Genomic DNA, 24,599 nt, shown 5'->3' on the forward strand with positions numbered 1-24,599 from the left:
CCGATCGCCTCGCCGGACCTGATCCAGTTCGCGCCCGGCCTGCCGAAGACGCGCTCCGGCAAGATCATGCGCCGCATCCTGCGCAAGATCGCCGAGGACGAGCCGTCCAGCCTCGGCGACACCTCGACCCTGGCCGATCCCGCCGTGGTCGACGACCTCGTGCAGAACCGACAGAACAAGAAGGGCGCGCCGGCGTAAGAAATCGACCGTATCGCACCAGCGGCACGTCCAATGTTTGAACCTATGGAGACAATGCTGTGAGATTAGTTCTGTTGGGTGCCCCTGGATCCGGGAAAGGGACTCAGGCGGCCCGTCTTGCCAAGCGCCTGGACATTCCTCAACTGTCGACGGGCGATATGTTGCGAGCGGCCGTATCCGAAGGAACGCCAATCGGGACAAGGGTAAAGGCGACAATGGAGCGCGGCGAACTCGTTCCCGATGATCTTGTCGTGGCCATCGTGGCCGAGCGCATATCGCAGCCTGATGCGAAATCCGGGTTTATCCTGGACGGCTTTCCCCGGACCATTGCTCAGGCGGCAGCACTCGACGATATCTTGCGGGCGGCCGATTTTCGAATCGACCGCGTGCTGGAATTGGACGTCGACGAAGCCGCTCTGCTGAGCCGCATCCTCAACCGTGCGAACGAGGCAAGATCCAACGGTTTCGCACGCGCGGACGATACCGAAGCTGCGCTGAGAGTGCGCCTGGCCGAGTATCGCGGGCAAACCAGACCGCTCGCTGACTATTACCGTGAGCAAGGACTTCTGAAGAGCATCAATGGTCTGCAATCGATTGACAAGGTAGCAAGCTCGCTCTTGGAAGCGCTCGATGCTTGAGAGGGCGGGAGTTGGTCGTTAGCCGAGGTCCGAGCTCGAGCCCGACGCCTTCACGATGTCGAAGCCACCTTGCCGCGTGAGCGTTGGGATAGAGGTAGCGAGTCTATGTTTGTTTAGTCTGGCCCGAGCGGCACCGCGCCGCTAGACTGGGAGGGCGCGATGCATCGACTCGCGTCATACCGAGGGCAAACCAACACTGCTAAATGGGCTTATCCGAAAAACGGGGGCATGATATGATTAACCGTGGCCTGAAGTCTTTCATGATTGCCAGTCTGACCGCCGGTTTCACCGCGGCCGCCCACGCTGAAGATGCCGATGTTGGTAAGGCGGAGTTTCAAGCTTCGTGCGCAAGCTGTCATGGCGTAGATGGAAAGGGCAAAGGACCTGTTGCTGGGCAGCTGAAGGTGCCGCCCGCCGATTTGACGGCCTTGGCCAAGAACAACAACGGGGTCTTTCCTATAACCGCTGTTTATGAAGCCGTAGATGGGCGGAGAACAATTTCCGCGCACGGTACTCATGAAATGCCGATCTGGGGGGAACGATTCAATCCCGTCAAGAGCGTGCCTCACACGATTGATCCGACCTACGACGCGCTCGATCCGTCGCGGGACTTGCGGGAAGTCGTCGTGCGAACACGCATCCTCGCCATTATCGATTACCTGAACCGCATCCAGCAGAAGTAACGGCCCTCGATGGCGTTCGGGGCGGCCATGCCGCTGTCGCGCTCGGCCGCGGCGACGTGATCTGCCGCTATGAATGAGCGCAGCCTGTGTGCATGAAGGCGACCGGTCCCATCATTGATCCTCGTCAAGGCCGCTGCGAGCAAAGTCGCTAATGGTGATATGGAAAACGGAGGATCAACGATGACCGGCATAGTGCTCGACGCCCAGCAAATTCAGAACGCCCCAGCTCCCGTTCGCCTCTGGCTTGAGCAGCAGATATCGGCGGCTCTCGGTCCAAGGCCGGCACCCGGAGCGTCGTCGCCTCGCCTCGTTGCTTGCACGGAAGCGCAGGCAGCGAACCTTCTCAATCGAATTAGGCAGGCGCCATCTGCTGTCGAGGTGTTCTTCGGGCTCGCCCATCCCGAGATCTCCTTCGGCGAGCCGCCGGTCGTGACGTTCCGTCTCCTCGATCTTCAGCGTCGTGCCGGTTTGGGGAACGTCACCAAGCTGCTCGAATGCCTCGGCCTGATCAATCAGGCCTTCGCCGAGATGTGTGATGATCCTGCCGCGCGGTTCTGTGATTTTGATGCTGCAGGGCATTGCTCGATTCTGCCAACCACCCAGAGCAGTATCGCTGCATTGTGGAAGGCTATCATCGCGGCGGAGCGGCCTGGCGTGCTGCCGATCGCCGCAGCCGAATAGGCGGGCGGGCGCGAGATGAACCCGAGAAGACCCTGCCGCAGGCTGACGCGGAAGTGGTCCGACTGCCTGTCGTCATCCATGGCCATCATCGCGGGGCTGCTCCTGCTCTGGCCTGGACCGGCGCAAGCAGGGGAAATCCGGGATGTGGAAACACTTGCGCCTCTGGTCGGGAAGGTCATCCAAAGTGTCGTCGGCATAAAGGTCGGCACCGAGACTTCGGCAGCCCCCCGGTCAATGGAATCTGGTCCCGAGCTTCGGCCTCGCATCATGAAGGATGTGTATGGTGCGGGCGTCGTCATCAAGGCGGAGTCCGGATTGATCGTGACGAGCAATCATCTGGTCAGCGGCGCAACGACACTTGCGGTCCGATTGCCGGATGGGCGCCAGCTCGACGCCAGGTTCGTGGTGGCCGACGAGCGATACGACCTCGCGATGCTGAGGATTTCGGCCTCCGGCCTGACCGCAGCCCGCATCGGTCGATCGATCGACGCCGAACCCGGGGATTTCGTCCTTGCGATCGGCGGCTCCTCGGGGCTCACTCAAAGCATTAGTTTCGGCATCGTCAGCGCTCTGCATCGTTCGTTGCCTGGTACTCCCTGCCAGGATCTCATTCAGACCGACGCGTTGCTGGATCGCGGCAGTGCAGGCGGGCCGCTGTTCAATCTGCAGGGCGAAGTGATCGGCATTGTTGCCGCCACCACCGGCGAGACCGAATCCGAGCGCGCCTTTGCGATTCCCTCGGATGCCATCGATCGCCTCTTCGTCAGGATGAACTAGATGTTCAATGCGCTCGTGGATCGAAGCCGTTTGATCCGATCCTAGACAGGACCCGTTGAAGCGGAGGAGTTCCAGTTGACGGGAATTCCAAAGAACGCGCTCGTGCTTGTCGGAGACGGGCGCAAGGCGTTGATGCTCCGCAACGAAGGCGACGATCGGATTCCCGCCTTGAAGGCGGAGGTTGTCTTCGAAGATCAGAACCCGGCGACGCATCTGCAAGGCACGGGCCGCGCGGGACACTTCGTCAAGGGGATCGTTTCCGGTCAACGAGGAGAGGTCGAACCGACGGACTGGCACGAGCTCGAGGAGTATCGGTTCACAAGGCGGGTTGCGCGGGCTGCGGAGACCATGGTCCGGAGTGGAAGAGCGACTGTGCTTGTCATCGTCGCTCCACCGCGTACTCTGGCGCAGCTTCGAGCGACACTCGCTCCCGATGTCAGACGCTGTATCATTGCGGAGATTCCCAAGGATCTGACCAAGCACGCCGTCCGGGAAATTGAAGAACATATTGTGGAAGCGCTTGCGTCGTCTGCACGATAGGCCCTGCGCGGCCGACAGTGTTTCAAGAGCGGGTTCAAGAGTAAGTCCGTCTCGTCGTATAGAACAGCCAGATTGCGACAGCGGCCAGCAACACTGACATTATCCGCCTGATGAGCATTGTGTTTGCCCGCTTTTCGATGCTTGGCCGGATGGCGTTCGCTGAAATCACGACAGCCGTGTGAATTACAGTCGCTATCGTGACGTATACCGTCAGCAGAATCGCGGTTTGCGACAGCAGTGGACGTGCCTCATCGATGAAAGTCGGAAAAATCGATAGATAGAAAACACCGGCCTTGGGATTGAGTAGATTGGTGATCAAGCCCCTGAGGAAGAATTCGGTATTCTCCGCCGCTTCGATTGGCTTGGTGATCTCTTGCGGCGCATCGCGCCATCCTTGCCAGGCAAGCCAAAGCAGGTAGAGCGCGCCACCCCAACGAAGGGCTTCGTAAAGCGGGGTGGAGGCAGCCACGATAGCTGCAAGGCCGAGTGACGATGCGATTCCGACCCCTAACAGGCCGAGGGCGACACCGGCTGTTGCGGCAAGACCGGCCCTGCGACCAGCCGACGCGGCAAGCACCGCGAGATAGCCCATGTTAGGTCCCGGTGTCAGTTCGATGATCGTGACCGTGAGTGCGAAAGCAAATAAAGTGTTTTCGCTCATGGCTCGATCCGTTCGCTCCCAATGCGCGGTTACCCTAGATATCGGTCTAATGGCTTGATCTGGGTCAAGTATCCCTGGTATGCCGCCGCTCTCCCGATTGCGATTTGGCATGCATGCGGCGCGTTGCCGGTAGGGGCTGCAACAGCCGCGCTTCTGCGAGTAGCTTCCGACATGGCCACCTCACCCTCGACGGCGATTGCCATATGAGCTGACCGCTCGCCGACTGCGGTGAAAAACCAACGGCTGGAAAAACTGAACGGCTTTGTTGATCCAGGTCAGTCTGGCCCGCCGTTTCTTGACCGATGCTGACAGATCATCGCGTACACGAAGCTCCGGGAGTTTGCCATGTTGGCTTTAGATGTCATGCGCACTTCTTTCGCGACGATCAAACCGGGCGCGCCATTGCTTGATGCTGTCCGTACGCTGTTGGAAACTGGCCAGCGCGCCTTGCCTGTACTCGAAGGCTCGGGGGCGCTGGTCGGTGTAATCTCCGAAGGTGACTTCCTTCACCGTCGCGAACTCGGCGTGCATTGGCCAGAGGGATTCTGGCTCGAATGGCTGCTGAGCAGAGAGGAGGGGCGGCAGCTCCGCGAGCGGACTCGGGCCCTGAGCGTCGACGCCGTGATGAGCCACAAGCCCGTTTGCGTCGACGAATGCGCGACCGTGGACGAGATCGTCGCCGAAATGGACAAGCACCAGATATCGCAAGTCATGGTTCTCCGGGATGCGCGGGTCGTTGGCATCGTTGGCCGCGTGCAGCTGATCGTCGCTCTTGAGCGAATACTTGCGCGGTCCGAGGGCGACTGACGCGGAAGCCGCGGCGGGCAATTGTGGAGCGTCCGATTGATCCGAGCACGCCTCCAGTCGAGCGCAAGAACAGTGAGAAGCAGGTTCAATGCCGTGCCTTGCCATTTAAGAAAGCTATGGCTGAATTGACCTTGCTCAAGACGCCTGTGGATGCCGTCTCGGATACTGGGCAGCGCCCCTCGAATGCTGATGAGGCTTTGCCATGATTGACCGAGTGAAGTTGCCTGCCGTCGAACAGCCCGCGGAGTACGGGGCGGACGTTGGTTGCGAAAAGCCAGGCGACCGCCACTGGCTTCTGGATGCGTTGGAAGACGACGAGGTTCGTGAGGCCCTGAAGCATAGTGAGGCCAAGCCTCTCCAAGATGGACGGCAAGTCGGCGCATGACTGATGAGGATGGTCCGCGATCAACACGTCCCGGCTCGATCCCGAGGGCGGCACACCGTGTCGATAGGACCGTCGTACATCCATGCGAGCGGCTCGAGGGCCTCGAGGAGCACACTCGCACGCCTGGCGCTCTGCGCAGCATCCTGCAATCGTCAAGCTATCAAGAGGCGGATCAGGACGAAAAATTCCTGCAGAGCGAAGCCACCCGCGGCATTCGCCTTCAACTAGATTTTCTCAAGGCCGAAACCTTGCTCCGAGAGCATCAGATCGCTCATACGATCGTCGTCTTTGGCAGCACTCGCATTTGCGAAGCACAGGCGGCGCGCCGGGCCGTCGCCTCGATAGCTGATACGCTGGCATTGAATCCCGACGATGATGGCTTGCAGCGCCGTCTCAAGACGGCACGACGTATTGCGGCGAACAGCAAATACTACAGAATCGCACGCGAGTTTGGACAGATCGTCGGTGCCGCAAGCGAAAAGGCCGTCGGCGGCCGCCTCGTGATCATGACCGGCGGCGGCCCGGGCATCATGGAAGCAGCCAACCGGGGTGCGCACGACGTCGGGGCCCAATCGATCGGACTGAACATCACCCTTCCGAAGGAGCAGGACCCTAACCCGTATGTCACACCCGAGCTGTGCTTCAGGTTCCACTATTTTGCGATGCGTAAGTTGCATCTCCTGATGCGCGCGCGGGCGCTGGTGGCGTTCCCGGGTGGCTTTGGCACGATGGACGAGCTGTTCGAAGTGTTGTCGTTGGCGCAAACCCGAAAGATTGCGCCGGTGCCGGTCGTGCTGGTTGGCGAGTCGTATTGGCGTCGCGTGTTCGATCCGGACTTCCTTGTCGAGGAGGGGGTCATCGATCCGGAAGACAGGAACCTGTTTTGGTTTGCAGAGACCGCCGAGGAAGCCTGGCAGGGTATTCTGCGGTGGTACGAGGTGGCCGGTCAGCCGCTTCTTCCGGTTGGAGAAGTCGCCTCACGGGGCCAGTCGATCAGTCGAGAGGTCGGATCGTGAAGTTATCCTTTCATGGCGCCGATCGAGCGGTGACCGGGTCCTGTCACCTGGTCGAATGCCTGAACCGACGCATTCTGATCGACTGCGGTCTTTTTCAGGGAGGCCGCGACCTGGTGGAAGACAATATTGCTGCCTTCGGGTTCGATCCCGCGACCATCGACTATGTTCTCCTGACCCATGCCCACCTCGATCACTGCGGCAGGATTCCATTGCTCGCGAAGCGAGGGTTCAGGGGTGAAGTGATCACGACTGCGGCCAGTCGCGAGCTGGTTCGCCTCGTGCTGGTCGACGCCGCGCATCTCCAGGAAGAAGACGCGCAGCGGAGAGTCCGCCAATGGCGCAGACGGGGCGAGGAAGATACGCCGTCGCCGCTTTATACCGTCGTCGATGTGCTCGGTTGCTTCGACCGGTTTGGAAGGACGGCTGAATATGGACAACCGCTGCAACTCGCAGAGGGACTCCGCGCGACCTTCTACGATGCCGGCCATATCCTGGGCTCTGCGAGCATCCTGATCGAGGCTGCCGAGCACGGCCGCACGCGTTCGGTCCTGTTCTCGGGTGACCTTGGCAATGCCGGTCGCCCCCTGCTGCGACGCCCCAGTCCCCCCGCTCGCGCCGACATTGTCGTCATGGAATCGACGTATGGAGACAGGCGCCATCGGTCGCTGAAAGACTCCATCGAGGAACTTTACGGCGCGATCAGCAGCACGCTGGCACGTGGCGGTAACGTCATCATCCCGACTTTCGCACTCGAGCGCGCCCAGGAGATCCTCTATGTGCTGCGCCAGGGGGGGGAGCGCAGCAGGCTGCCGCCGGCGCTGCAAATCTTCCTGGATTCGCCGATGGCGATCTCGGCAACCGAGATATTCGAGCGGCATTCCGAATGTCTCAGCTCCGAGGCCGCTTCCATGTTTCGGGATGGGCGGGATCCGCTGCAACCGGCAAACCTGCATCTCGCCCGAGAGAGCGCCGATTCGGTCGCCATCAACAGGGTAACCGGCGGTGCCGTCATCATGGCCGGGTCCGGCATGTGCACGGGCGGCAGAATTCGCCATCATCTCCGGCACAATATCTGGCGCAAGGAATCGGCCGTCGTATTTGTCGGATACGCCGCCTCGGGAACGATTGCGCGGCAGATCATCGATGGGGCCAAGTCCGTGCGCCTGTTCGGCGAAGACATTGCGGTTCGCAGCACGATCTACACGATCAACGGATTTTCAGCTCATGCGGACCAGCAGGAGCTGCTCGCATGGCGAAGCGCGGTCGAGGGGTGCGAGGCAACGTTCCTGGTCCACGGCGAGGAGCCCGCAATGCAGGCGCTCGCTACGCTTTTGCCGGGCCAGCGGGTCGAGCTGCCGCGTCTGGGTGACGTGTTCGATCTCTAGGCAGTCCGCGAAAGCGGGCCAGACGATCCGGTCGCTTCAGCTCGCCGCCTTCATGTCCTCGGGTGACTCGACGTAGAAGCCGGTATAGGTATCCACGAAGCAGAGGTGATCGTGCACCTTCTTGACGCCGGTGGTGTTCTCCGCGGCCACGATGGTGGCTTCGCGCGCATGGTCGCTGGTGACGATGCCATGCAGATGGACAACGCCGTTGCGGACGGTCACCTCGAAGCCGATGGGGCGCCAGCTCACGGCGTCGATCTGCCGGAGGATGCGATCGCGGATATGGTCGTCGTCTACGGTCGGATCCGGGATCTCGTGCGCCAGACTGGCTACGGCCTGGAGCAGGTTTGACCGGGTCACGATGCCGACAAGGTCCTTGCCGCGCATCACGGGCAAGCGCTTGACGCCCCTTTTCTCCATCAAATGCACCAACTCCTCGAGCGGTGTCTGTTCTTCAACCGTGACCGGATCCAGTGCCATCACGTCCTCGATCTTGCGACCGCGCTCGTGGACGAAGTCCGCGGCCGCGTGGCCGGGTCCGACCAGGAACTGGAGAAGAGCCGAACGCTTGCGTCCGGTTCCGATTTCACCGCGGCGCATAAAGTCGCTCTCCGAGACGATCCCCATCAACTTGCCGTTGTCGACGACCGGAAGGCCGCTGATGTGGTTTCGAAGCATGATGTTGGCGGCATCCTCGATTGAGGTCCGAGGCGTAATGGTGACGACATTCCTGGTCATGATCTGATGGGCGCGCATGAATGCCTCCAATGAACCTGTCGGTTCAAAATAGGGGCGTTCAGGCTCCCCGTTTTGACTTGGCTCAACTTGCCGCAACGGTGTTCGCCACGGAACGAGAGCAGCGCTCCGATACAAGCCACGGCGGCTTCGACAACGCGATTGCGACCTCGGCCAATGTGGTCGTCTACTGGCGATGGGCGACGTCGGGATCCGCAATGTATTCGATGCATTCGTACATAATATCACCCTATCGAGGGTGAGCGCGGCGTAGTGCCTGCAGCGCCAATGCTCTCAGTCGCTTCGTCGCGCTGCGTTCCGACAGCTGGATGGCGATCGATAGCGATCCGAACAGGAAGATCATCAAGATCGCTTTTAAGGTTTCGCTGGTCATAGCAGAAACTCCGAAGGCGCGGTGGTCTGAAGTTGAGCACGATCGCAGCGGAGCGTTGTTGCTCCGGATCAACAAGGCGGCTTGCAATTCTGAGATTTTTTCGCGCCACCATCAGCGTTCCTGAAGCAAACGAGACGTTCCTCGACGAGCCGCATTCAGTGAGCCTGCTTCTCCTCGAGCTTCTGATCTTCAGGAGATTTCAGGTAGAAGCCCGAGAAGCTATCGCCCCAGCAGAGGTGGTCGTGCACCTCGAGAACCCCGGGAACGTTCTCGGCCGCGACGATCGCAGCCTTGCGAAATCTGCTTTCGGTGATCACGCCGCTCAAGTGGACGATGCCGTGCCGGACGATGACGCTCAGTCCCAATGGGCACCAGGCGTTCCGTTCGATCTCGTCCAGAATGTGCCGCCGGATCTGGTCGTCGTTTTCCGTCGGAGCGGGTACGTCGCGTGCAAGGCTCGCCACCGTTCGCAGCAAGTTGCTGCGGGTGATGATGCCGACAAGCTTGCCGCTGCGAACCACCGGCAGTCGCTTGACGTTGTTCTTCTCCATCAGTTCGACGACCGCTGTCAGGGGCGCATCCTCGGCTACGGTGACCGGCGCGCGTGTCATGATCTCTGAGACCTTGCGTCCATGCTCGAATACGTAGTCCTCGGCCCATTGTCCTGGTCCGAGGACGAAAGTCGTCAACCAGTTGCGCTTCCGTTCGGTGCCGATCTCGCTGCGATGAAGGAAATCCCCTTCGGTGATAATGCCGACGAGCGTGCCGTCGCGATCGAGCACGGGAAGCCCGCTGACACGGTGCTGAAGCATGATGTTTGCCGCATCGAGGATGGTGCTGTCCGGCGTTGTCGAAAGTACCCTACGGGCCATGATCTGGTGCGCGTACATTCGAATATCTCCGATCGCTCTGGAACGTGATGTTCAGATTAGTTTCTGATGGTTGGGATGTGTTGATCTGACGCAAGCGGAAAACTGCGCGCGGTTTGATCTGGCGCAATGTCACGCGTGATCGTTGCGATATAAAGTGTGGGTCCTTGCAGGCCGAACACGCACGTCCTTCAGAGAGGCCAGATCGTGTTGCCGGGCTGTGTTGGATGAAGGGCGGCGTTCGCCGATGCATCCCCGTCGGTAGGAGCCGCCCTTCCCCTGGACCGTTCCAATCTCGAAGACCGAGGGTCGCATGCAAAAGGACTATGCCGACGTCTGCAAGCACATCTCCAGCAATCTGGGCCAGCTGCGCAAGGGTATTCCGGAGACCATGCGAGCATTCTCGGCCATGGCGCAGGCGGCAACCAGAAATGGCGCGCTTGATGCACGAACAAAGGAATTGATCGCGCTCGCGCTCGGCGTTGCCGCTCACTGCGACGGCTGCATCGGCTTCCACGCCGAGGCCCTGGTCAAACTTGGGGTCGGCCGCAAGGAGCTCGAGGAGACGCTCGGATTGGCGATCTACATGGGCGGTGGACCATCCCTGATGTACGCCGCTGACGCGCTCGGGGCTTACGACCAGTTTCAGGAGCGCGCGGTGGTTGCCGAGCCGGCGATGGATTGATCCGATCGACGCCACGCGCCGCGAGGCGGTAGGCGAAACTACCGGAAGGGACCGGAGCTGTCGTGCTTCGATAACTGGGAGATTTGTGTGGCGTGCCCTGGATATGCCAAGCAGCGGTCGTCGCAGCAACACGGAACCGAAGTGCAGCCGCCACGTCAGGCGGCGAAGAGTACCGTTGAGGTCGCGCAGAAGAAGCCGCGTGCCGAAAAGCCTCAGGACGACGCTTCATATTGGGCGTCCCGCGCCGAGCGAACGAAGCGCCAGGCTGCACGACATCAGGACCAGGCGACTCGCGACCACTTCATGAAGATTGCGGCCGGATATGAGGCGCTCGCGTGCTCGGCACGCAGCGTCGGGCGGGGTCCAGATTAGGCCGGCGACCGACGAAGAGTTCAGGGATCAAGGCAATCTTGAGCTGGCTCAACGTTGGCAGCGCCGCCGTGCGCGATAGTAGGCGATCATTTCAGCTTGGTGGAGCAGGCACATGTATTTGGCCAATGTCATGGTTTACGTCGATCCTCAGCAGCAGGACGAGGGACAGGTTCGCGTCGCCGAAGGCATTGCGGACAAGTTTCATGCATCGATGATCGGCGTTTCAGCGTCCGCCATCGACCCGCCCTTTGTCGCCGAAGGGGTGATCATCGAGCAGACCACCGAGGATGATATCAGGCGGATGCGGGCCGATCTCGCGGCGAAGGGCGAGTGGTTCAGGAAGATTGCCGGGCGGGAGCGCCATAAGGTGGAATGGCGATGGGCGCTGGAATCACCGACTGCGTTCCTGGCGGAGCAGGCCAGGGTGGCAGATCTGGTTGTCTTCAAGCGCCGGAAAGTCGAGTCCGACAATTTCCATTACCTCGACTCGGCCGAGGCCATCCTGCGGATGGGACGTCCCACGCTGTCGGTGCCGGAAGGCGTGACCGGCTTGTCGGCCGACCGCATCGTCGTCGGCTGGAAGGACACCCGCGAGGCCCGCCTGGCGATTCGGGACGCGTTGCCCTTCCTGACCCGGGCTTCGAGGGTGACCGTTGCCGAAATCTGCACGTCTGACGAGCAGGACGCAGCCACCCGCCGCTTGCGAGATGTCGCAAGCTATCTCGAGCGGCACAGCGTCAATTGCCAGTTCGACGTTCGCGTCCACACGGCCGAGCCGGACGCAGAGTACCTTGTCAGGTTGGCAAGGAACGAAGGCGCAGACCTCATCGTCACCGGAGGCTATGGACATAGCCGGCTCGGAGAATGGATGTTCGGCGGCATGACGCGCGGCTTGCTGCGGCACGCCCCAATCTGCTTGCTGATGTCGCATTAGATCGGCTGCGTCCTCCGAGGCTGGCGCTGGTTGGTGATCTGCACTGCGTGATTTGATCACGATCAAGGGCCGTGAGCCGGAATACGTTCAAATGAAGCTGTATCAAAGGAGGCACATGGGCCATGACACGCAACGTCGGACTCATTGATCAGTACGCCCGTATCATCATCGGCTTGGCTCTGATCGCATATACCCTGAAGGACGGCTCGCTCGGAGCAGGATGGCTGGTCGCCGGGACCCTCGGATTTGTCCTGATTGCAACAGCATTCTTCTCGTACTGCCCGCTCTACACGTTGCTGGGAATCAACACTCGGCAGAAGTCGAGCTCGGTCTAGAGATCTGATAACCAATAATGAATGAAAACCTCACTCTTGCCGAGTTGCGGTCCCGACTCAATCGTCTCGGCGCGGGCGCTGTCTTGAGAATTTCCGATCGTGATTATGAGCGGCTATTTGGGATCAACGAGGTCGCTGCCGCCAAGGCCGCACAATTTGCCAGGAAGCATCATTGTGTGAGCGTTCCGGGAGAGGGCTCGGTGTACTTCCGAAAGTCTAACTGCGACGCGTATGGTTCAGCCGAGTTGGTGCCGGACGCGCCCCCGATGTCCCACTGAGCCCGAAATCCGTTCAACCGACCTTCAGTCGAGCGTGATGATAGTCAGAAGCAGCTGGAAGATCTGCCAGCCGGCGGCGACCAGCAGTGCTCCGACGATCAGCAGACGGCCGTACCATGAGACGGTCGGGCCGTTTCGACGCTGGTGGCGTCGGGCCAAATGATTGAATGTTGGGGCCGGCGTAGAGGCTGTAGCGGCCCGAGCATCGCGATCGCTCGTGTCGTCAAGTCTCTGTGCGCTCCGTTGCCGTGATCGATCCATTTGTGGTCGAAGCCATTTATCGTACCAGTGCAAGGATCGCATTCGGGGGAAGAATGGCCTTGATGCGGATCAACTCTGATCCGCGCTCCCGCCGATGGGTGGTGTCCGTGGGTCATCCATTCAGTGCGGCATCGCTGGCGGGATGCTGTCGCGCCATCGTAGCGCGGTTTGGCTGGGCGGCGGCTGGGAGCGCAAGATGCTTTCCAGCCTCGGCCATGGCGAGGTAGCTGATCGTTATCAAAGCAATCGCGCCGAGGAGCACAGGCGGCAGGTACGCGAAACCGAACAAGGAACCGAACGGTCCCAGCGCCAGGAAGATGCCTGAAGCAAGTGCGCCCAGCGAGCCCAACGCCAGGATGCGATGCGGGCGGCTGGCGCGCCACGGCGGCCGCCGCGAGCGGATCAGGAAGATCACGAGGATCTGCGTAGCGATCGATTCCAGGAACCAGCCGGTTTGGAACGCAGCCGCATCGGCATGGAATATCTTCAGGAGAATGGTGAAAGTCGCGACGTCGAACAGCGATGAAATCGAGCCCATGACGAACGTGAACCGCAGGATATCCGCCATATTCCATGATTGGGGTCTCTCGGCATCCTCCTCGTCGATTTCATCGAATGGAATACCGATCTCGGAGAGATCGTAAAGCAGGTTGTTGAGGAGGATCTGCAGCGGCAACAGCGGCAGGAACGGCAGCGCAATGGATGCCAGCGCCATCGATAGCATGTTGCCGAAATTCGAGCTGGTTCCCATGCGGACATATTTCAGGATGTTCGCGAACGTTCGTCGTCCCTCGATCACGCCCGCGCCCAGCACCGACAGGTCCGGCGCCAGCAGGATCATGTCCGCGGCGGCGCGTGCCACTTCGGTCGCGCCGGCGACGGAAATTCCGACATGGGCGGCGTGAATCGCCGGAGCGTCGTTGACGCCGTCGCCCATGAAGCCGACGACGTGACCGCGCTGGCGCAGAGCCCGGATGATCCGCCTCTTCTGCTCGGGATCGATCCTGGCGAACAGGTCGACATCCTCGATCTGCGCAGCGAGCGCCGGATCGCTCAAATCGGCGATCTCGGTGCCGGTCAGGATACGACCCGAGGGGAGGCCGACGGCATCCGCGACATGCGCGACCACCGCAGCGTGGTCTCCGGAGAGGACCTTGATGCCGACGCCTCGTGCCCGCAGCTCCCGGACCGAGGTGGCCGCATCGCGCTTGGGAGGGTCCGCGAAGGCGCAGAAGCCGACTACCGTAAGGACGGCTTCGTCCTCGGTCGCAACATCGACCTGATCCGGGGGCATGGTCCGGATAGCGACGGCGAGCAGTCGAAAGCCTTGCCGGGCATGGTCATCCTGCAGACGAACGAGCTGGGCGCGATGGTTGTCGTCCAGCGGTCGGGCCAAGCCATCGACCTCGACCGCGACCGCGCGGGCCATGATCGCTTCCGGCGCGCCCTTGACGATCAGAAATCGGTCGCGGCCTCGCGCCGCAAGGACCGAGAGGCAGCGCCGCTCGAAGTCAAACGGGATCTCGGCGAGCCGGGTCCAGGCGCTGCTTCCCGGCGGGCTGTCTGCGGCAAGTAACGCCTCATCCAGCGGGCTGTGGATGCCGGTCTGGAACGCGCTGTTCAATCGGGCCAGCTCGAGCACCCGATCGCTGGGGCGTCCCGCAGGGTCCAGATGCGCCGCGAGCGTGATCTTGGCTTCGGTCAGCGTACCTGTCTTGTCGACGCATAGCGTATCCATCGCACCGAGATCGTGGATCGCGGACAATCTCTTGACGATCACCTGCCGCTTCGCCATCCGCTGCGCCCCGCGCGCCAACGTCACCGTCATCACCATCGGCAAGAGCTCGGGTGTCAGGCCGACGGCCAGCGCGACGGCAAACAGGAATGATTCCATGGCCGGCCGATGCGCCACGAGGTGGGCGAGCAGCACGAACAGCGTCAAGAAAAGCGTCAGCTTGAGAATGAGCAGGCCAAGCTTCTGGACGCCCTGCTCGAGGGCGCTTGGGGGATCGTTGGCCAACAGCTCGGCGCTGATCATGCCGAAGCGCGTACGACGCCCGGTCTCGACGACAAGCATCATCCCGCTACCGCCGACGACGCTGGTGCCGGCGAACAGGGCATTGCTCGCTTCCGCGGGCAGACTCGTGGCGCACGGCTCCGTCGTCTTCGCGGCCGGAAACGGTTCACCCGTCATGAGGGCCTCGTTCAGCTGGAAATCGCGGGCCATAAGCGCGACCCCGTCGGCCGGCACGAGGTCGCCGGTTCGCAACTCCACGACGTCTCCGGGGACGAGTTCGCTGATCGGGAGCGCCACAATTGCCCCATCGCGAATGACATCGGCCTCGATGGCAACCGAGCGCCGCAAGGCATCGGCAGCGACTTCAGCGCGATGTTCCTGCAGGATGTCCAGCGTCAGTGACAGGCCCACGACTATCGTAATGATCACAAAGCTCGCGAGATCGCCGCTGAACCCCGACACGGCTGCCGCCACGATCAGGATGGCGATCAGCGGATTGACCAGACGATGTACGATCTTCTGCAGGATCGATCGCGTGCGCGACGGCTCTGCGAGGTTCGGGCCGATCAGGGCGAGCCGCTTTTCGGCTTCCTGTTGGCGCAGACCGCACCGTTCGGTGTCGAGACTGCGCAAGAGCGAATTGGTTGGCTCCCGCCAGAACGCTTCAACGGCTGGGCCATACGCAGACGGCTTGAGCGGCATAAGGATCTCGCGGTGCTGGAAGGTTTGGCAACGCAACCTAGTGCAGCCGGTTGGGTCCGGGATTGATGTGGCTCAAGCCGGCCCGGCCAAGACACGCATTGCCGGGCATCCATTGGCTAACGTTTGATTTGATAGGGGACACCGTAGTTCCACGGTGTACACAGTAACGTATGTTGTTATGCCTGCGTCGGTTTGACAAAATAGCTTCCTGGCTCCTATGCGGGGAATGAGCCATGGCTGATTTCGTTTTCAAGGCCAACATCGCCCACTACAAAGAACTGCTGGCCACTGAGACTGACGCGCGGAAGATCGAAATGCTTCATAAGCTGCTGGCTGAGGAAGAAGCCAAGCTGGCCGAGTGGCGCAAGCAAAACTCGAGATCAAAGGCCGCGGAGTAAGGCCCGTGTCACGATGATAGGCAGGGCAACGGGCAGCCTATTGGGCCGGACCGCTTCCGCTTGCATCGGGACAGATTGCGTTGCGAGGTGCGACAGAAAATCGCAAACCGGGTTGATGGAGATCAAGTCCGACACGCCGGTAATCCGCTTTGCTCGGGTGGCGCAGATTCCCCAACTGCGCACAGCCAGTCCCACTGAAGCTGCCGGCAGGCGTAAGCTGGGCAGCTTCTTTGGGCGGGGTGTTTTGGTCGGAGTCCTTTAGATATTGATGAGAACCTACTACTTCGACACGAAGGACGGTGTCCCGGTCCGTGATCGGATCGGACTTGAATTCGCGAGCGCTGCCGCCGCGATCACGCATAGCAAGCAAATGGCGAGCAGGATTCGCAGCGAGAATCCCTCTGGCGACGTCGATCGTCACGTGGTGGTCATCGACGAGTCGGGCGAGGAAATTCACCGGGAGGCGATCTATCCTGCCTGAAAACCGAGCTGGCGCCTGACGACGCCCAAGCGCCATCGGCCCGATCATCGGGGCCTCTCGCCAGCCTACAAGGGCCGATCGTCTTCTGTCGAAGGCTCTTCCTCCAACGAGACAAAGTCGCCCCCGCCATAGTCCTCCTCCGGCGGCGGGTAGGCGATTTTCACCAACTGGTCGTCGACCCGCTTCACGCCCGCAACGTTCTCCACCGCAACGGTCGTGGCCTTGCGCGCATTGTCGTTCCGGATGTTACCGCGCAAGCTGACGACCCCGTCGCGCACACTCACGTTCAGTGCAGCGGGCCCCCAGGGCGCATGCGCCAGTGCTGCAATGACAGATGCGCAAATCTGATCGTCGTTGCCGGAGGGGGAGGATAGGTCGAGGCGAAGGTTCGCGATGGCAGTCATGAAATCCGTGCGTGTGACCATCCCGACCAGCTTCTTGTCGCGTATGACCGGAAACCGCGTCACGCCGTGCGACTCCATGAGTTGAACGACCTGTTCGAGCGGGGTGTCCTCCTCGATCGTGATGGGGTTGGGCGACATGATCTGATTGACCGTGCGGCCGTGTTGACGGGCGAAGTCGAGTGCGACCTGGCTCGTGCCCGCGAGCATCGCAAGCCAGCGGCCGCGACGCTTCTCCGTTCCAACTTCGACGCGGCGGATGAAATCTCCGTCCGACAGGATCCCGACGAGCGCTCCATCCCGATCGACGACAGGAAGGCCGCTGATGTGATGGGACAGCATCGTCTTGATGGCATCGATCACCGATGCATCGGCATCGATTGTGATGACGTTCCGTGACATGATCTCCCGTACGAGCACGGCGTAGATCCTCCGACATGAGCTGACAAACCTCAGCTAACTCCTGGAAAGAGCAACGTGCGTTGATCCTTATCAACCGGACAATCGTGCAATTGCGCTGATATGCCCGGCATTGGGCAGGCAGCCGAGTTGGGCAAGCCGCCGACAGCTGGTAAAGATCCATGCTTTTTGAATGTTCGACCGGCCACCTGAACGGCGTGACCCCGGTACATCGACCTGCAAGACGGTACATGCAGGTAGATCGAGGCCGGTCGCCGGAACCGACCTGAACCATGTCCGGTAATCAGCCTCGCCGAATGCGGAGCCGTGGGATAGTTGTGTAGCGCGGCAGCCTGTTCTGCCCATGGGTGATCGCCAGGCGGCCGGTCATCGGACCTTGGCGCGCCCTTCGCTCACGCCGCCATGATCCGGTTCGACATCGCGCGGTTGCGCAGTTCCACCCGGCGCGAGGTCGGAAGCGAGATCACGCCGTTCTGCTCGAGCTGGGTAAAGGTGCGTGACACCGTTTCGATCGTCAGGCCGAGATAGTCGGCGATATCCTGGCGCGACATCGGAAGCTCGATGGCGGCATTCTTGACGGCGCGGCGCGCCATGTCGTGAAGGAAGCCGACGACACGATCTTCGGCGCTGCAGATCAGGAGCATCAGATGCTCCTGGAAACGGCGCAGCTCCTGGGCCGTAGCATCCCACAGCTGGCGTGCCAGATCCTTTTCGTGGCTGGCACGGACCATGAGCGCGGCGCGCTTGACGACGATGACCCGGGCCTCGGAGATGGCCTCAGCCGAAGAGATATGGGTCTCGCCGGCCTCGAAGCCGAAGATATCGCCGGGCAGATAAAATGCGCCGATCTGGCGACGTCCGTCTTCCAGAATCTTGTAGGTTCGGACGGCGCCGGAAACGACCTGGTAGAGGTATTCCGCGGCCTCATCCTCGCCGTAAATCTCGCTGTTGCGTGCGAACCGCATCGGCGTCCCAATCATGCCGAAGGGCCCCTCAACGCGCGCCTGTCGGCTGAGGATGCTGGTCGGATGACGGCTGCTCTCGAGAGAAATGGCGTTCTGGGTCTGCATGGCGACGCTCCATGGATGGAAAGATCGATGGAGGCAGATTGATCGCATCTCCTGGATCGGGAAATTTGGATATTTCCCCTAAGTAGAAGCCACTTACGTGTTTATACGTAGGTGCTGGACAAAGTAGCCGCGCGTCGAGACACCGGTCGCGCGGCGCGGCGCGTCGCTCGAGAGAAGAGGCTAGCGGCCGTTCTTGTCGGGATAGGCAGCGCGCGTGCTGGCTCGATTCCCGTCCTCTTCCCGAAGCCAGCGCGTCGTGCTGCGATCGGTCACGGCGAGCACGAGCGCAAAGAGCGAGAAGATGAGACAGACGGCCGTCACGACAAGCAGTGTGCTCATTGCCATGTTGGGCTCCTCGATTGATCAGCCGGCCGCCTTGATGTCTTCCGGCGACTCCACGTAATACCCGGAATATCCGTCGACGAAGCAGAGGTGATCATGGACTTCCTTGACGCCCGAGGTGTTCTCGGCGAGCACGATCGCGGCCTGACGCGCGCGGTCATCGAAGATCAGGCCGTGCAGATGCACGATGCCGTTGCGCACCCAGACCTGGAAGCCGGCGGGACGCCAGCCGGTGGCGTTGATTTCGCGCAGGATGCGTTCACGGATATGGCCGTCATCGGCGGTCGGATCGGGAACTTCGCGCGCCAGCGATGCGACGGCCTGCAGGATGTCCGCCCGGGTGACGATTCCGACCATGGTCTTGCCATTTACGACCGGTACCCGCTTCACGCCATGCTTGTGCATCAGATGCACGATCTCCTCGAGCGGCGTCTGCTCCTCGACGGTGATCGGGTTCGCCGTCATGACGTCTTCGACCTTGCGGCCGCGCTCATGGACGAAATCGGTCGCGGCACGACCGACGCCGGTGAACAGCTCCAGCCATGCTGAGCGCTTGTGTCCTGTGCCGATCTCGCTGCGTTCCAGGAAATCTCCCTCGGACACCATGCCCCTGAGCGTGCCGTCTTCGTCCATCACCGGCAGACCGCTGAGATGGCATCGCAGCATGATGTTGGCCGCATCCAGGATCTTCGTGTGCGGGCTGACGGCGATGATGTGCTTGGTCATGATCTGATGCGCGCGCATGTTTGGACCTCCGTGTTGAGAAACGAACAATAAAGTTTCGCGTGCCCCGCACGTTGACTTGGCTCAACGGCCTGCCGGGCCGCGCTCCAGAGATTTCAAGAACAGCATGAAGTCGCCCACCTGGTCCGGCTCGAAGCTGAACTGCGGCATGGTCGGATGGCCGGTGACGATCCCTTCCGCCAGTGCTTCCTGCAGCATCTCGACTGGATAGCGTTCGTGCAATGTCCGGAACGGTGGTGCTATCTTCAGCGGGCTCGGGCTGACCCGGTCGATCGAATGGCAGCGGGCGCAGTAAAACTGCGCAAGGCGTCTGCCTTGCGCCTCGTCGGCAGCGGCCGGAGTCAGCGCGGCACAGATCGTGCCGATGATGACGAGGCCGCGAGCGGCGTGACGCTGAAATGTCCTGGCAGGATGTTTCACGAGACGGCTCGCGCTTAGTGAGACATCAGGACGGGGACGGTCATCGCACGCAGCATGTCGCGCGTCACGCCGCCGAGCAGGGTTTCCTGCAGGCGGGAGTGGCCGTATCCGCCCATCACCAGAAGGTCGAGGCTCTCATCCGCCGCGATCGACAGCAGGATCGACTGAACTTCCGACTTTGACGCAGGCAACGACGTGATCTTGGCCGGAAGACCCTCCCTTGCAAGATAGCGCACCAGATGATCGGTGGAGGCTTCTGAGGGGATCGGATCGGTCCCATCGATGGTGATGATGACGAGAGCGTCAGCTGCGCGCAGCAGCGGCATTGCGTCGTGGAGGGCGCGGGCAGCAAGCCGGCTGCCGTCCCAGCAGATCCCGATTCGCTTCGCCGAGAATGCGCCATGGAAGGTGTAGGGCATGAACAAGACGGGACCGCCGGCCTGGAACAATAGCTCCCGTGGAATCACGTTGTCGTAGCTGTTGTACTCGCCCTGCGGCTGCACCACCAAGGTCAGGTCATGCAGTCGCGCGCTGGCGCAGATCATCTCGCGCGCATCGATGGGGAGCGCCCCCACGGCGCGGGTCGCGTAGGATATCCCTGCATTCCGCGCCTCGATATCGAAGACGCGGAGCGCAGCCTCGGCGCGTTCCAGGGCCTGTGCATGTTCAGCCTCGAACAGCGAGGCCACCGCCACGCTCCCTTCGACGACGAGCGGTACGCTGGCAGTCTCGTAGCCGATCGCCATTGCGTCGAGATGCGCGCCCGTGCCGAGCGCGAGCGAGACCGATCCGTCGACTGCGGGACGTGGCGACAGCTCCGTCGGAATGTGGACGAGGATGTTCTTGAACATGGCCGTTCTCCAAAGGGGTGGAAAAGCATGTGCCATCAGAGCACGGGTCGAGGCTGGCCAATTTGATCTGCCTCATGCGCGTTCGCGGATTTTGATTGAGCGAGATCAATCATCGAGCCTGCAAACTCGCGCAAATGTTGAGCGCAGCTTGGAGGAGTCGGCATGGCGCGCGTCGCATTGGTTACCGGGGGGAGCAGGGGAATTGGCGCTGCGATTTCGCGCGCCCTCGCCGCTGGCGGATGCCGGGTTGCTGCCTGCTATGCCGGAAATGCGGGCGCCGCACGGTCGTTTCAGGATCAGACCGGAATTCCCGTATTCCAGTGGGATGTCGCGAACTTCCAGGCCTGCGCAGCCGGTGTTGGCCAGGTGGAGGCGGCGCTGGGCCCAATCGACATCCTGGTCAACAACGCCGGTATCGTGCGCGACGCCACACTGCACCGAATGACCAAGCCGCAATGGGACGCGGTGATTCGAACAGATCTCGATTCGCTGTTCAACATGTGCCGGCCTCTCATCGAGGGCATGCGGGCGCGCAAGTTCGGGCGGATCATCAACATCTCGTCGATCAATGGTCAGAAGGGCCAGATCGGCCAGACGAACTATGCCGCGGCCAAGGCCGCCGAGCTTGGCTTCACCCGCGCGCTCGCGCTCGAAAGCGCGCGGTTCGGGATCACGGTCAATGCAATCTGCCCGGGTTACATCAATACCGAGATGCTGGCCGCGGTGCCGGCCGATGTCATGCAGAACGCCATTCTGCCGCAGATCCCGGTCGGGCGGCTGGGACATCCGGAAGAAATTGCCCGTGCCGTTGCGTTTCTTGCCGCCGATGAAGCAGGGTTCATCACCGGGTCGACGCTGTCGATCAATGGCGGTCAACACATGTGCTGAATGGGAGAGATGACAATGCTCGCAACCGATGTGATGCGCAGTTCATTCGCGTCGATAAAGCCGACCACCACAGTGCTCAGTGCCGTCGAGCTGCTGCTTGAAACCGATCAGCGCGGCCTGCCGGTGATCGACGACGCCGGTGACCTCGTCGGCATGGTGTCGGAGGGCGATTTCCTCCACCGCGACGAGCTTGGTATCAGCCCGCCGTCAGGAAACTGGCTGGAGTCCCTGCTTGGCATTGCGGAGAATACGCCTGAACGCGAGCGCATGCGCACCCTGCAGGTCGGCTCGCTCATGAGTGGCTCGCCGATCACCGTCGATGTCGAGGCCTCGATCGAGGACGTCGTCACGCAGATGGATATCTACAACGTCGCCCAGATTCCGGTGCTCGGCGCCGGAACGGTCGTCGGTATCGTCAGCCGCAGGGAACTGCTTGCGGCATTGGCGCGCCGATTGAGAGAAGCAGAGAAGGCAAGCACCGGAGTTACTTCATGAGCGAGATGACCCTGCAATCACATGCACACGCCGTCGTTTGGATCGATCACCTTGTCGCGAAGGTTTTCGGCATTGGGTTGACGGGCGTCAGCGCGACGGCCGTCCACGCGCACCTGGCGTCGCAGCATCTGCATCACAAGGCGAATACGATCGGCGATGGTCGCGTCCAGGCCGATGCGACATTTCTTGCCAGGGTGAGCGAGGCCGTAAGTGGTTGCAGCGATTTGCTCGTCATCGGTCCGGGTATCGAGAAGTCCGAGCTGACGCAGTATCTCAAGACGGAGCGGCCCGACCTCAATTTGCATGTCGAGCCGAGCGATCATCCCACCGATGCCGAGATCGTGGCACTGGGTCGGAAGCAATTCCGCCTCGGCTGAGCGGCAAAGGCCCGCGTCTCAGCGGCTGCCAGACCGAAAGATAGTTGCGTCCGAGCCCATCCGGCTCGAGCAAGGAGACGAGCGATGACAGTCCAAGCAGTTCTCGACCAGCCGACAACTCCTGCCAATGACGATGTGACGGGTGCCGGAACGCCCGCCTTAGTACGGCCCGAAGTCGAGGCATTGACGGGGGCCCAATCGCTTGACCAACTCGTTCATGCGGCGATGGCGCGATGGACCGGGGGGCTCTCACCGGCCGGCCTCGCACTCGCTTTCGCCGATTGGCAACTCCACCTTGCGGCCTCACCCGGAAAACGGCTTCAACTGGCGCTGAATGCGCTAGCTGACGGCGCGCGCTTCGCGCGCATGGTGTCGACGCCGCATGCGGCCTGGCAGCCCTGGTTCATGGTCAAGCCTCAACCGGGTGACAACCGATTTGCCGGCCAGGACTGGACATTGCCGGCCTTCAACGTCATGGCGCAGGCATTCCTGCTGAGTGAGCAATGGTGGCATTCGGCGACCAGCGGCCTGCGCGGCGTCTCAAAAGCAAATGCGGCGGTCGTGGATTTCGCCGTCCGGCAATGCCTCGATGTTGTTGCGCCGTCCAACTTTCCGTTCAGCAACCCCGAGGTCCTGCGCGAGGCCATGGACTCGGGTGGCGGCAACTTCGTGTCGGGCTGGCATAACTGGTTGGAAGACTGCAGGGCCCTGTTGAGCGCCAAGCCGTCCGGACCGGACCAATTTGTGGTCGGCAAGGACGTTGCCGCGACCAAGGGCAAGGTTGTCTACCGGAATGAGCTGATCGAGCTCATCCAATACGCGCCGGCAACCGCCGACGTTTGCCCCGAGCCGGTGCTGATCGTGCCGGCCTGGATCATGAAGTATTACATCCTCGATCTCTCGCCGCAGAATTCGCTCGTACGGTTCCTGGTCGAGCGCGGCTTCACCGTGTTCATGATCTCGTGGCGAAATCCAGAGCCGGCCGATCGCGAACTTGGTCTCGATCACTATCGCGAGCTTGGGATCGACGCCGCGATCGACGTGATCAATCAGCTTGTTCCCGAACGTCCGATCCATGCGGCTGGCTACTGCCTCGGTGGAACGCTACTCGCAATCGCAGCAGCTCGGCTGCAGAAGGAGCGGCCCGGCTGCCTGCGCTCGGTAACGCTCTTGGCAGCCCAGGTCGATTTCACCGACGCCGGCGAACTGACGCTCTTCATCAATGAAAGCCAGGTCGCGTTCCTCGAGGATATGATGCGGCAGCGCGGCGTGCTCGAGACGGCGCAGATGGCCGGTGCGTTCCAGCTGCTGCGGTCGAACGACTTGATCTGGTCGCGCCTGGTCCGCGACTATCTCATGGGCGAGCGCGCCGCGCCGAGTGACCTGATGTCATGGAACGCGGACGCGACCCGCATGCCCTACCGGATGCATTCGGACTATCTGCGCAAGCTGTTTCTCAACAACGACCTTGCCGAGGGCCGCTATTTGGTGGACGGACAGCCGGTGGCGCTTTCCGATCTTCGTGTCCCCATGTTTGCGGTCGGCACTGTCCGCGATCACGTCGCGCCCTGGCGGTCGGTTCACAAGATTCACCTGTTGGCCGATGCTGATATCGCCTTCGTGCTGGCGAGCGGCGGTCACAACGCCGGCATCGTTGCTCCGCCGTCGGAGGAGGGGCACAGCTATCAGCTGTTGGAGAAGAAGGCGGATCAACCCTATGTCGGCCCCGACGAGTGGCTGCGGAAGGCGGCCCATCGCGACGGATCCTGGTGGCTGGAGTGGGTTCGTTTCCTCACGGCGCATTCGGGTGCGTGGGTGCCGGCGCAATCGGTGCTTCACGCGCCCGAGGGTGTATCGTCGCTTGGTGATGCGCCGGGACAGTACGTCCTCCAGCATTGAACGTCGCACCGGCTTGATCTGTCGCAAATCCCCTCCGCCGCGAGCCGTTACGATGAAAGGGTCGCACCAGGTTGCAGCGAGGAAGCCATGAGTCTGATCCTCCGCGTTTTCTTCATACTTGCGGGATCCATCACCGCGCTGTTCGTCGCGCGCGATTCTCTGAACTTTGACGTCATGCAAATGTTCGTGGCCATCCTGCTCGTGATCGGGCTCCTGTTGGCCGGCAGTCTCTGGAGCCTGTGGCGGCAAACGTGACAGCTCGAACTCGGTCGATGGCCGTGGGATTGGGGCGTCCGTTATGGTTCGCCGGTATCGGCGCCATTCGCCCAAAATATTGCTTTTGCACTTCACGTAGGCGCTGGCATCGGCGATGCAGCAGGGCTCGAAACGACTGAGCGCGCCGAGGGCCGGCTGTTCAGGCCGGCCCTCGGAAAGCAGATGGCGTATTTCGTCGACGCGT

Annotated in this window: 30 protein-coding genes; 19 read left to right on the plus strand and 11 right to left on the minus strand. The window is 61.5% G+C overall.

What is annotated here, in order from left to right:
* The 6 genes from CO675_RS16745 to CO675_RS16770 all read left to right on the plus strand — a co-directional run.
* A partial coding sequence (locus CO675_RS16745) for a hypothetical protein (protein ID WP_143279026.1) occupies nucleotides 1-198 on the plus strand: 198 nt, incomplete at its 5' end.
* A gap of 59 nt (nucleotides 199-257) precedes the next feature.
* Complete coding sequence (locus tag CO675_RS16750; protein ID WP_097673018.1) at nucleotides 258-836, plus strand: adenylate kinase; 579 nt, start codon at nucleotides 258-260, stop codon at nucleotides 834-836.
* A gap of 260 nt (nucleotides 837-1,096) precedes the next feature.
* Nucleotides 1,097-1,519, plus strand: a complete 423-nt coding sequence (locus tag CO675_RS16755) for a c-type cytochrome (RefSeq protein ID WP_245452790.1) — start codon at nucleotides 1,097-1,099, stop codon at nucleotides 1,517-1,519.
* A 114-nt stretch (nucleotides 1,520-1,633) separates the two neighbouring features.
* Nucleotides 1,634-2,200 carry a hypothetical protein gene (locus CO675_RS16760; protein WP_245452791.1) on the plus strand — a complete coding sequence of 189 codons (567 nt, stop codon included), beginning with the start codon at nucleotides 1,634-1,636 and terminating at the stop codon, nucleotides 2,198-2,200.
* 78 nt (nucleotides 2,201-2,278) lie between these two features.
* The gene (locus tag CO675_RS16765; RefSeq protein WP_245452792.1) at nucleotides 2,279-2,977 is read left to right on the plus strand and encodes a S1C family serine protease; all 699 of its coding nucleotides are present in this window, start codon (nucleotides 2,279-2,281) and stop codon (nucleotides 2,975-2,977) included.
* A gap of 75 nt (nucleotides 2,978-3,052) precedes the next feature.
* Nucleotides 3,053-3,517: a baeRF12 domain-containing protein gene (locus tag CO675_RS16770; protein WP_097673022.1), complete on the plus strand. Its 465-nt coding sequence runs from the start codon at nucleotides 3,053-3,055 to the stop codon at nucleotides 3,515-3,517.
* Between the two features lie 34 nt (nucleotides 3,518-3,551).
* On the opposite strand, the gene CO675_RS16775 is transcribed toward CO675_RS16770, so the two are convergent.
* Nucleotides 3,552-4,178 carry a LysE family translocator gene (locus tag CO675_RS16775; protein WP_097673023.1) on the minus strand — a complete coding sequence of 209 codons (627 nt, stop codon included), beginning with the start codon at nucleotides 4,176-4,178 and terminating at the stop codon, nucleotides 3,552-3,554.
* A gap of 345 nt (nucleotides 4,179-4,523) precedes the next feature.
* On the opposite strand from CO675_RS16775, the gene CO675_RS16780 reads away from it, so the two are divergent.
* The 3 genes from CO675_RS16780 (at nucleotide 4,524) to CO675_RS16795 (ending at nucleotide 7,771) form a co-directional block, all read left to right on the plus strand.
* Nucleotides 4,524-4,985: a CBS domain-containing protein gene (locus CO675_RS16780; RefSeq protein ID WP_097673024.1), complete on the plus strand. Its 462-nt coding sequence runs from the start codon at nucleotides 4,524-4,526 to the stop codon at nucleotides 4,983-4,985.
* Nucleotides 4,986-5,366: 381 nt separating this feature from the next.
* Nucleotides 5,367-6,386 carry an LOG family protein gene (locus tag CO675_RS16790; protein ID WP_097673026.1) on the plus strand — a complete coding sequence of 340 codons (1,020 nt, stop codon included), beginning with the start codon at nucleotides 5,367-5,369 and terminating at the stop codon, nucleotides 6,384-6,386.
* Entirely contained in the window at nucleotides 6,383-7,771 is a 1,389-nt protein-coding gene (locus CO675_RS16795) for an MBL fold metallo-hydrolase (RefSeq protein WP_097673027.1), read from the plus strand. The genes CO675_RS16790 and CO675_RS16795 overlap by 4 nt, the downstream gene beginning before the upstream one ends.
* Before the next feature lie 36 nt (nucleotides 7,772-7,807).
* Here CO675_RS16795 and CO675_RS16800 read toward each other — a convergent pair whose 3' ends face one another.
* From CO675_RS16800 to CO675_RS16805, 3 genes are all read right to left on the minus strand, one after another.
* Nucleotides 7,808-8,527 (minus strand): CBS domain-containing protein, encoded by a 720-nt coding sequence (locus CO675_RS16800; protein ID WP_097673320.1) that lies wholly within the window; start codon nucleotides 8,525-8,527, stop codon nucleotides 7,808-7,810.
* Nucleotides 8,528-8,756: 229 nt separating this feature from the next.
* Nucleotides 8,757-8,900: a hypothetical protein gene (locus CO675_RS40970; protein ID WP_198964629.1), complete on the minus strand. Its 144-nt coding sequence runs from the start codon at nucleotides 8,898-8,900 to the stop codon at nucleotides 8,757-8,759.
* Between the two features lie 155 nt (nucleotides 8,901-9,055).
* The gene (locus CO675_RS16805; protein WP_097673028.1) at nucleotides 9,056-9,790 is read right to left on the minus strand and encodes a CBS domain-containing protein; all 735 of its coding nucleotides are present in this window, start codon (nucleotides 9,788-9,790) and stop codon (nucleotides 9,056-9,058) included.
* Between the two features lie 292 nt (nucleotides 9,791-10,082).
* Here CO675_RS16805 and CO675_RS16810 point away from each other — a divergent pair, with 292 nt between their 5' ends.
* From CO675_RS16810 to CO675_RS16820, 3 genes are all read left to right on the plus strand, one after another.
* A complete protein-coding gene (locus tag CO675_RS16810) occupies nucleotides 10,083-10,454 on the plus strand; it encodes a carboxymuconolactone decarboxylase family protein (protein ID WP_097673029.1) in 372 nt (123 codons plus the stop codon).
* 484 nt (nucleotides 10,455-10,938) lie between these two features.
* On the plus strand, nucleotides 10,939-11,760 hold the full coding sequence (locus CO675_RS16815; RefSeq protein ID WP_097673030.1) for a universal stress protein: 822 nt from the start codon (nucleotides 10,939-10,941) through the stop codon (nucleotides 11,758-11,760).
* A 122-nt stretch (nucleotides 11,761-11,882) separates the two neighbouring features.
* Nucleotides 11,883-12,095 carry a YgaP family membrane protein gene (locus CO675_RS16820; protein WP_097673031.1) on the plus strand — a complete coding sequence of 71 codons (213 nt, stop codon included), beginning with the start codon at nucleotides 11,883-11,885 and terminating at the stop codon, nucleotides 12,093-12,095.
* Between the two features lie 651 nt (nucleotides 12,096-12,746).
* Here CO675_RS16820 and mgtA read toward each other — a convergent pair.
* A complete protein-coding gene (mgtA, locus tag CO675_RS16830; protein ID WP_097673033.1) occupies nucleotides 12,747-15,353 on the minus strand; it encodes a magnesium-translocating P-type ATPase in 2,607 nt (868 codons plus the stop codon).
* Between the two features lie 233 nt (nucleotides 15,354-15,586).
* Between mgtA and CO675_RS40975 the strand changes: the two genes are divergently transcribed.
* Both CO675_RS40975 and CO675_RS16835 read left to right on the plus strand, forming a co-directional pair.
* Nucleotides 15,587-15,751: a hypothetical protein gene (locus CO675_RS40975; protein ID WP_198964630.1), complete on the plus strand. Its 165-nt coding sequence runs from the start codon at nucleotides 15,587-15,589 to the stop codon at nucleotides 15,749-15,751.
* A gap of 268 nt (nucleotides 15,752-16,019) precedes the next feature.
* Nucleotides 16,020-16,232 (plus strand): DUF6894 family protein, encoded by a 213-nt coding sequence (locus CO675_RS16835; RefSeq protein WP_097673034.1) that lies wholly within the window; start codon nucleotides 16,020-16,022, stop codon nucleotides 16,230-16,232.
* A gap of 65 nt (nucleotides 16,233-16,297) precedes the next feature.
* On the opposite strand, the gene CO675_RS16840 is transcribed toward CO675_RS16835, so the two are convergent.
* From CO675_RS16840 to CO675_RS16860, 6 genes are all read right to left on the minus strand, one after another.
* Nucleotides 16,298-17,035, minus strand: coding sequence for a CBS domain-containing protein (locus CO675_RS16840; protein WP_097673035.1), 738 nt, complete (start codon nucleotides 17,033-17,035; stop codon nucleotides 16,298-16,300).
* Nucleotides 17,036-17,445: 410 nt separating this feature from the next.
* Nucleotides 17,446-18,123 (minus strand): helix-turn-helix domain-containing protein, encoded by a 678-nt coding sequence (locus tag CO675_RS16845; RefSeq protein WP_198964631.1) that lies wholly within the window; start codon nucleotides 18,121-18,123, stop codon nucleotides 17,446-17,448.
* Nucleotides 18,124-18,303: 180 nt separating this feature from the next.
* Nucleotides 18,304-18,468: a hypothetical protein gene (locus CO675_RS40575; RefSeq protein WP_158231259.1), complete on the minus strand. Its 165-nt coding sequence runs from the start codon at nucleotides 18,466-18,468 to the stop codon at nucleotides 18,304-18,306.
* Nucleotides 18,469-18,486: 18 nt separating this feature from the next.
* Entirely contained in the window at nucleotides 18,487-19,209 is a 723-nt protein-coding gene (locus CO675_RS16850) for a CBS domain-containing protein (protein ID WP_097673036.1), read from the minus strand.
* A gap of 63 nt (nucleotides 19,210-19,272) precedes the next feature.
* Entirely contained in the window at nucleotides 19,273-19,629 is a 357-nt protein-coding gene (locus CO675_RS16855) for a c-type cytochrome (protein ID WP_502693387.1), read from the minus strand.
* 14 nt (nucleotides 19,630-19,643) lie between these two features.
* Nucleotides 19,644-20,480 (minus strand): universal stress protein, encoded by an 837-nt coding sequence (locus tag CO675_RS16860; protein WP_097673037.1) that lies wholly within the window; start codon nucleotides 20,478-20,480, stop codon nucleotides 19,644-19,646.
* 162 nt (nucleotides 20,481-20,642) lie between these two features.
* Between CO675_RS16860 and phbB the strand changes: the two genes are divergently transcribed.
* The 5 genes from phbB (at nucleotide 20,643) to CO675_RS40980 (ending at nucleotide 24,394) form a co-directional block, all read left to right on the plus strand.
* On the plus strand, nucleotides 20,643-21,368 hold the full coding sequence (phbB, locus tag CO675_RS16865) for an acetoacetyl-CoA reductase (RefSeq protein WP_097673038.1): 726 nt from the start codon (nucleotides 20,643-20,645) through the stop codon (nucleotides 21,366-21,368).
* Nucleotides 21,369-21,383: 15 nt separating this feature from the next.
* Nucleotides 21,384-21,863, plus strand: coding sequence for a CBS domain-containing protein (locus CO675_RS16870; RefSeq protein WP_245452793.1), 480 nt, complete (start codon nucleotides 21,384-21,386; stop codon nucleotides 21,861-21,863).
* Nucleotides 21,860-22,240: a hypothetical protein gene (locus CO675_RS16875; protein WP_097673039.1), complete on the plus strand. Its 381-nt coding sequence runs from the start codon at nucleotides 21,860-21,862 to the stop codon at nucleotides 22,238-22,240. The genes CO675_RS16870 and CO675_RS16875 overlap by 4 nt, the downstream gene beginning before the upstream one ends.
* Before the next feature lie 84 nt (nucleotides 22,241-22,324).
* Nucleotides 22,325-24,139, plus strand: coding sequence for a PHA/PHB synthase family protein (locus CO675_RS16880; protein ID WP_245452794.1), 1,815 nt, complete (start codon nucleotides 22,325-22,327; stop codon nucleotides 24,137-24,139).
* Between the two features lie 87 nt (nucleotides 24,140-24,226).
* Nucleotides 24,227-24,394: a hypothetical protein gene (locus CO675_RS40980; RefSeq protein ID WP_198964632.1), complete on the plus strand. Its 168-nt coding sequence runs from the start codon at nucleotides 24,227-24,229 to the stop codon at nucleotides 24,392-24,394.
* Nucleotides 24,395-24,599: the final 205 nt, after the last annotated feature.

Source organism: Bradyrhizobium sp. C9, from assembly GCF_002532045.1.
GTDB lineage: Bacteria > Pseudomonadota > Alphaproteobacteria > Rhizobiales > Xanthobacteraceae > Bradyrhizobium.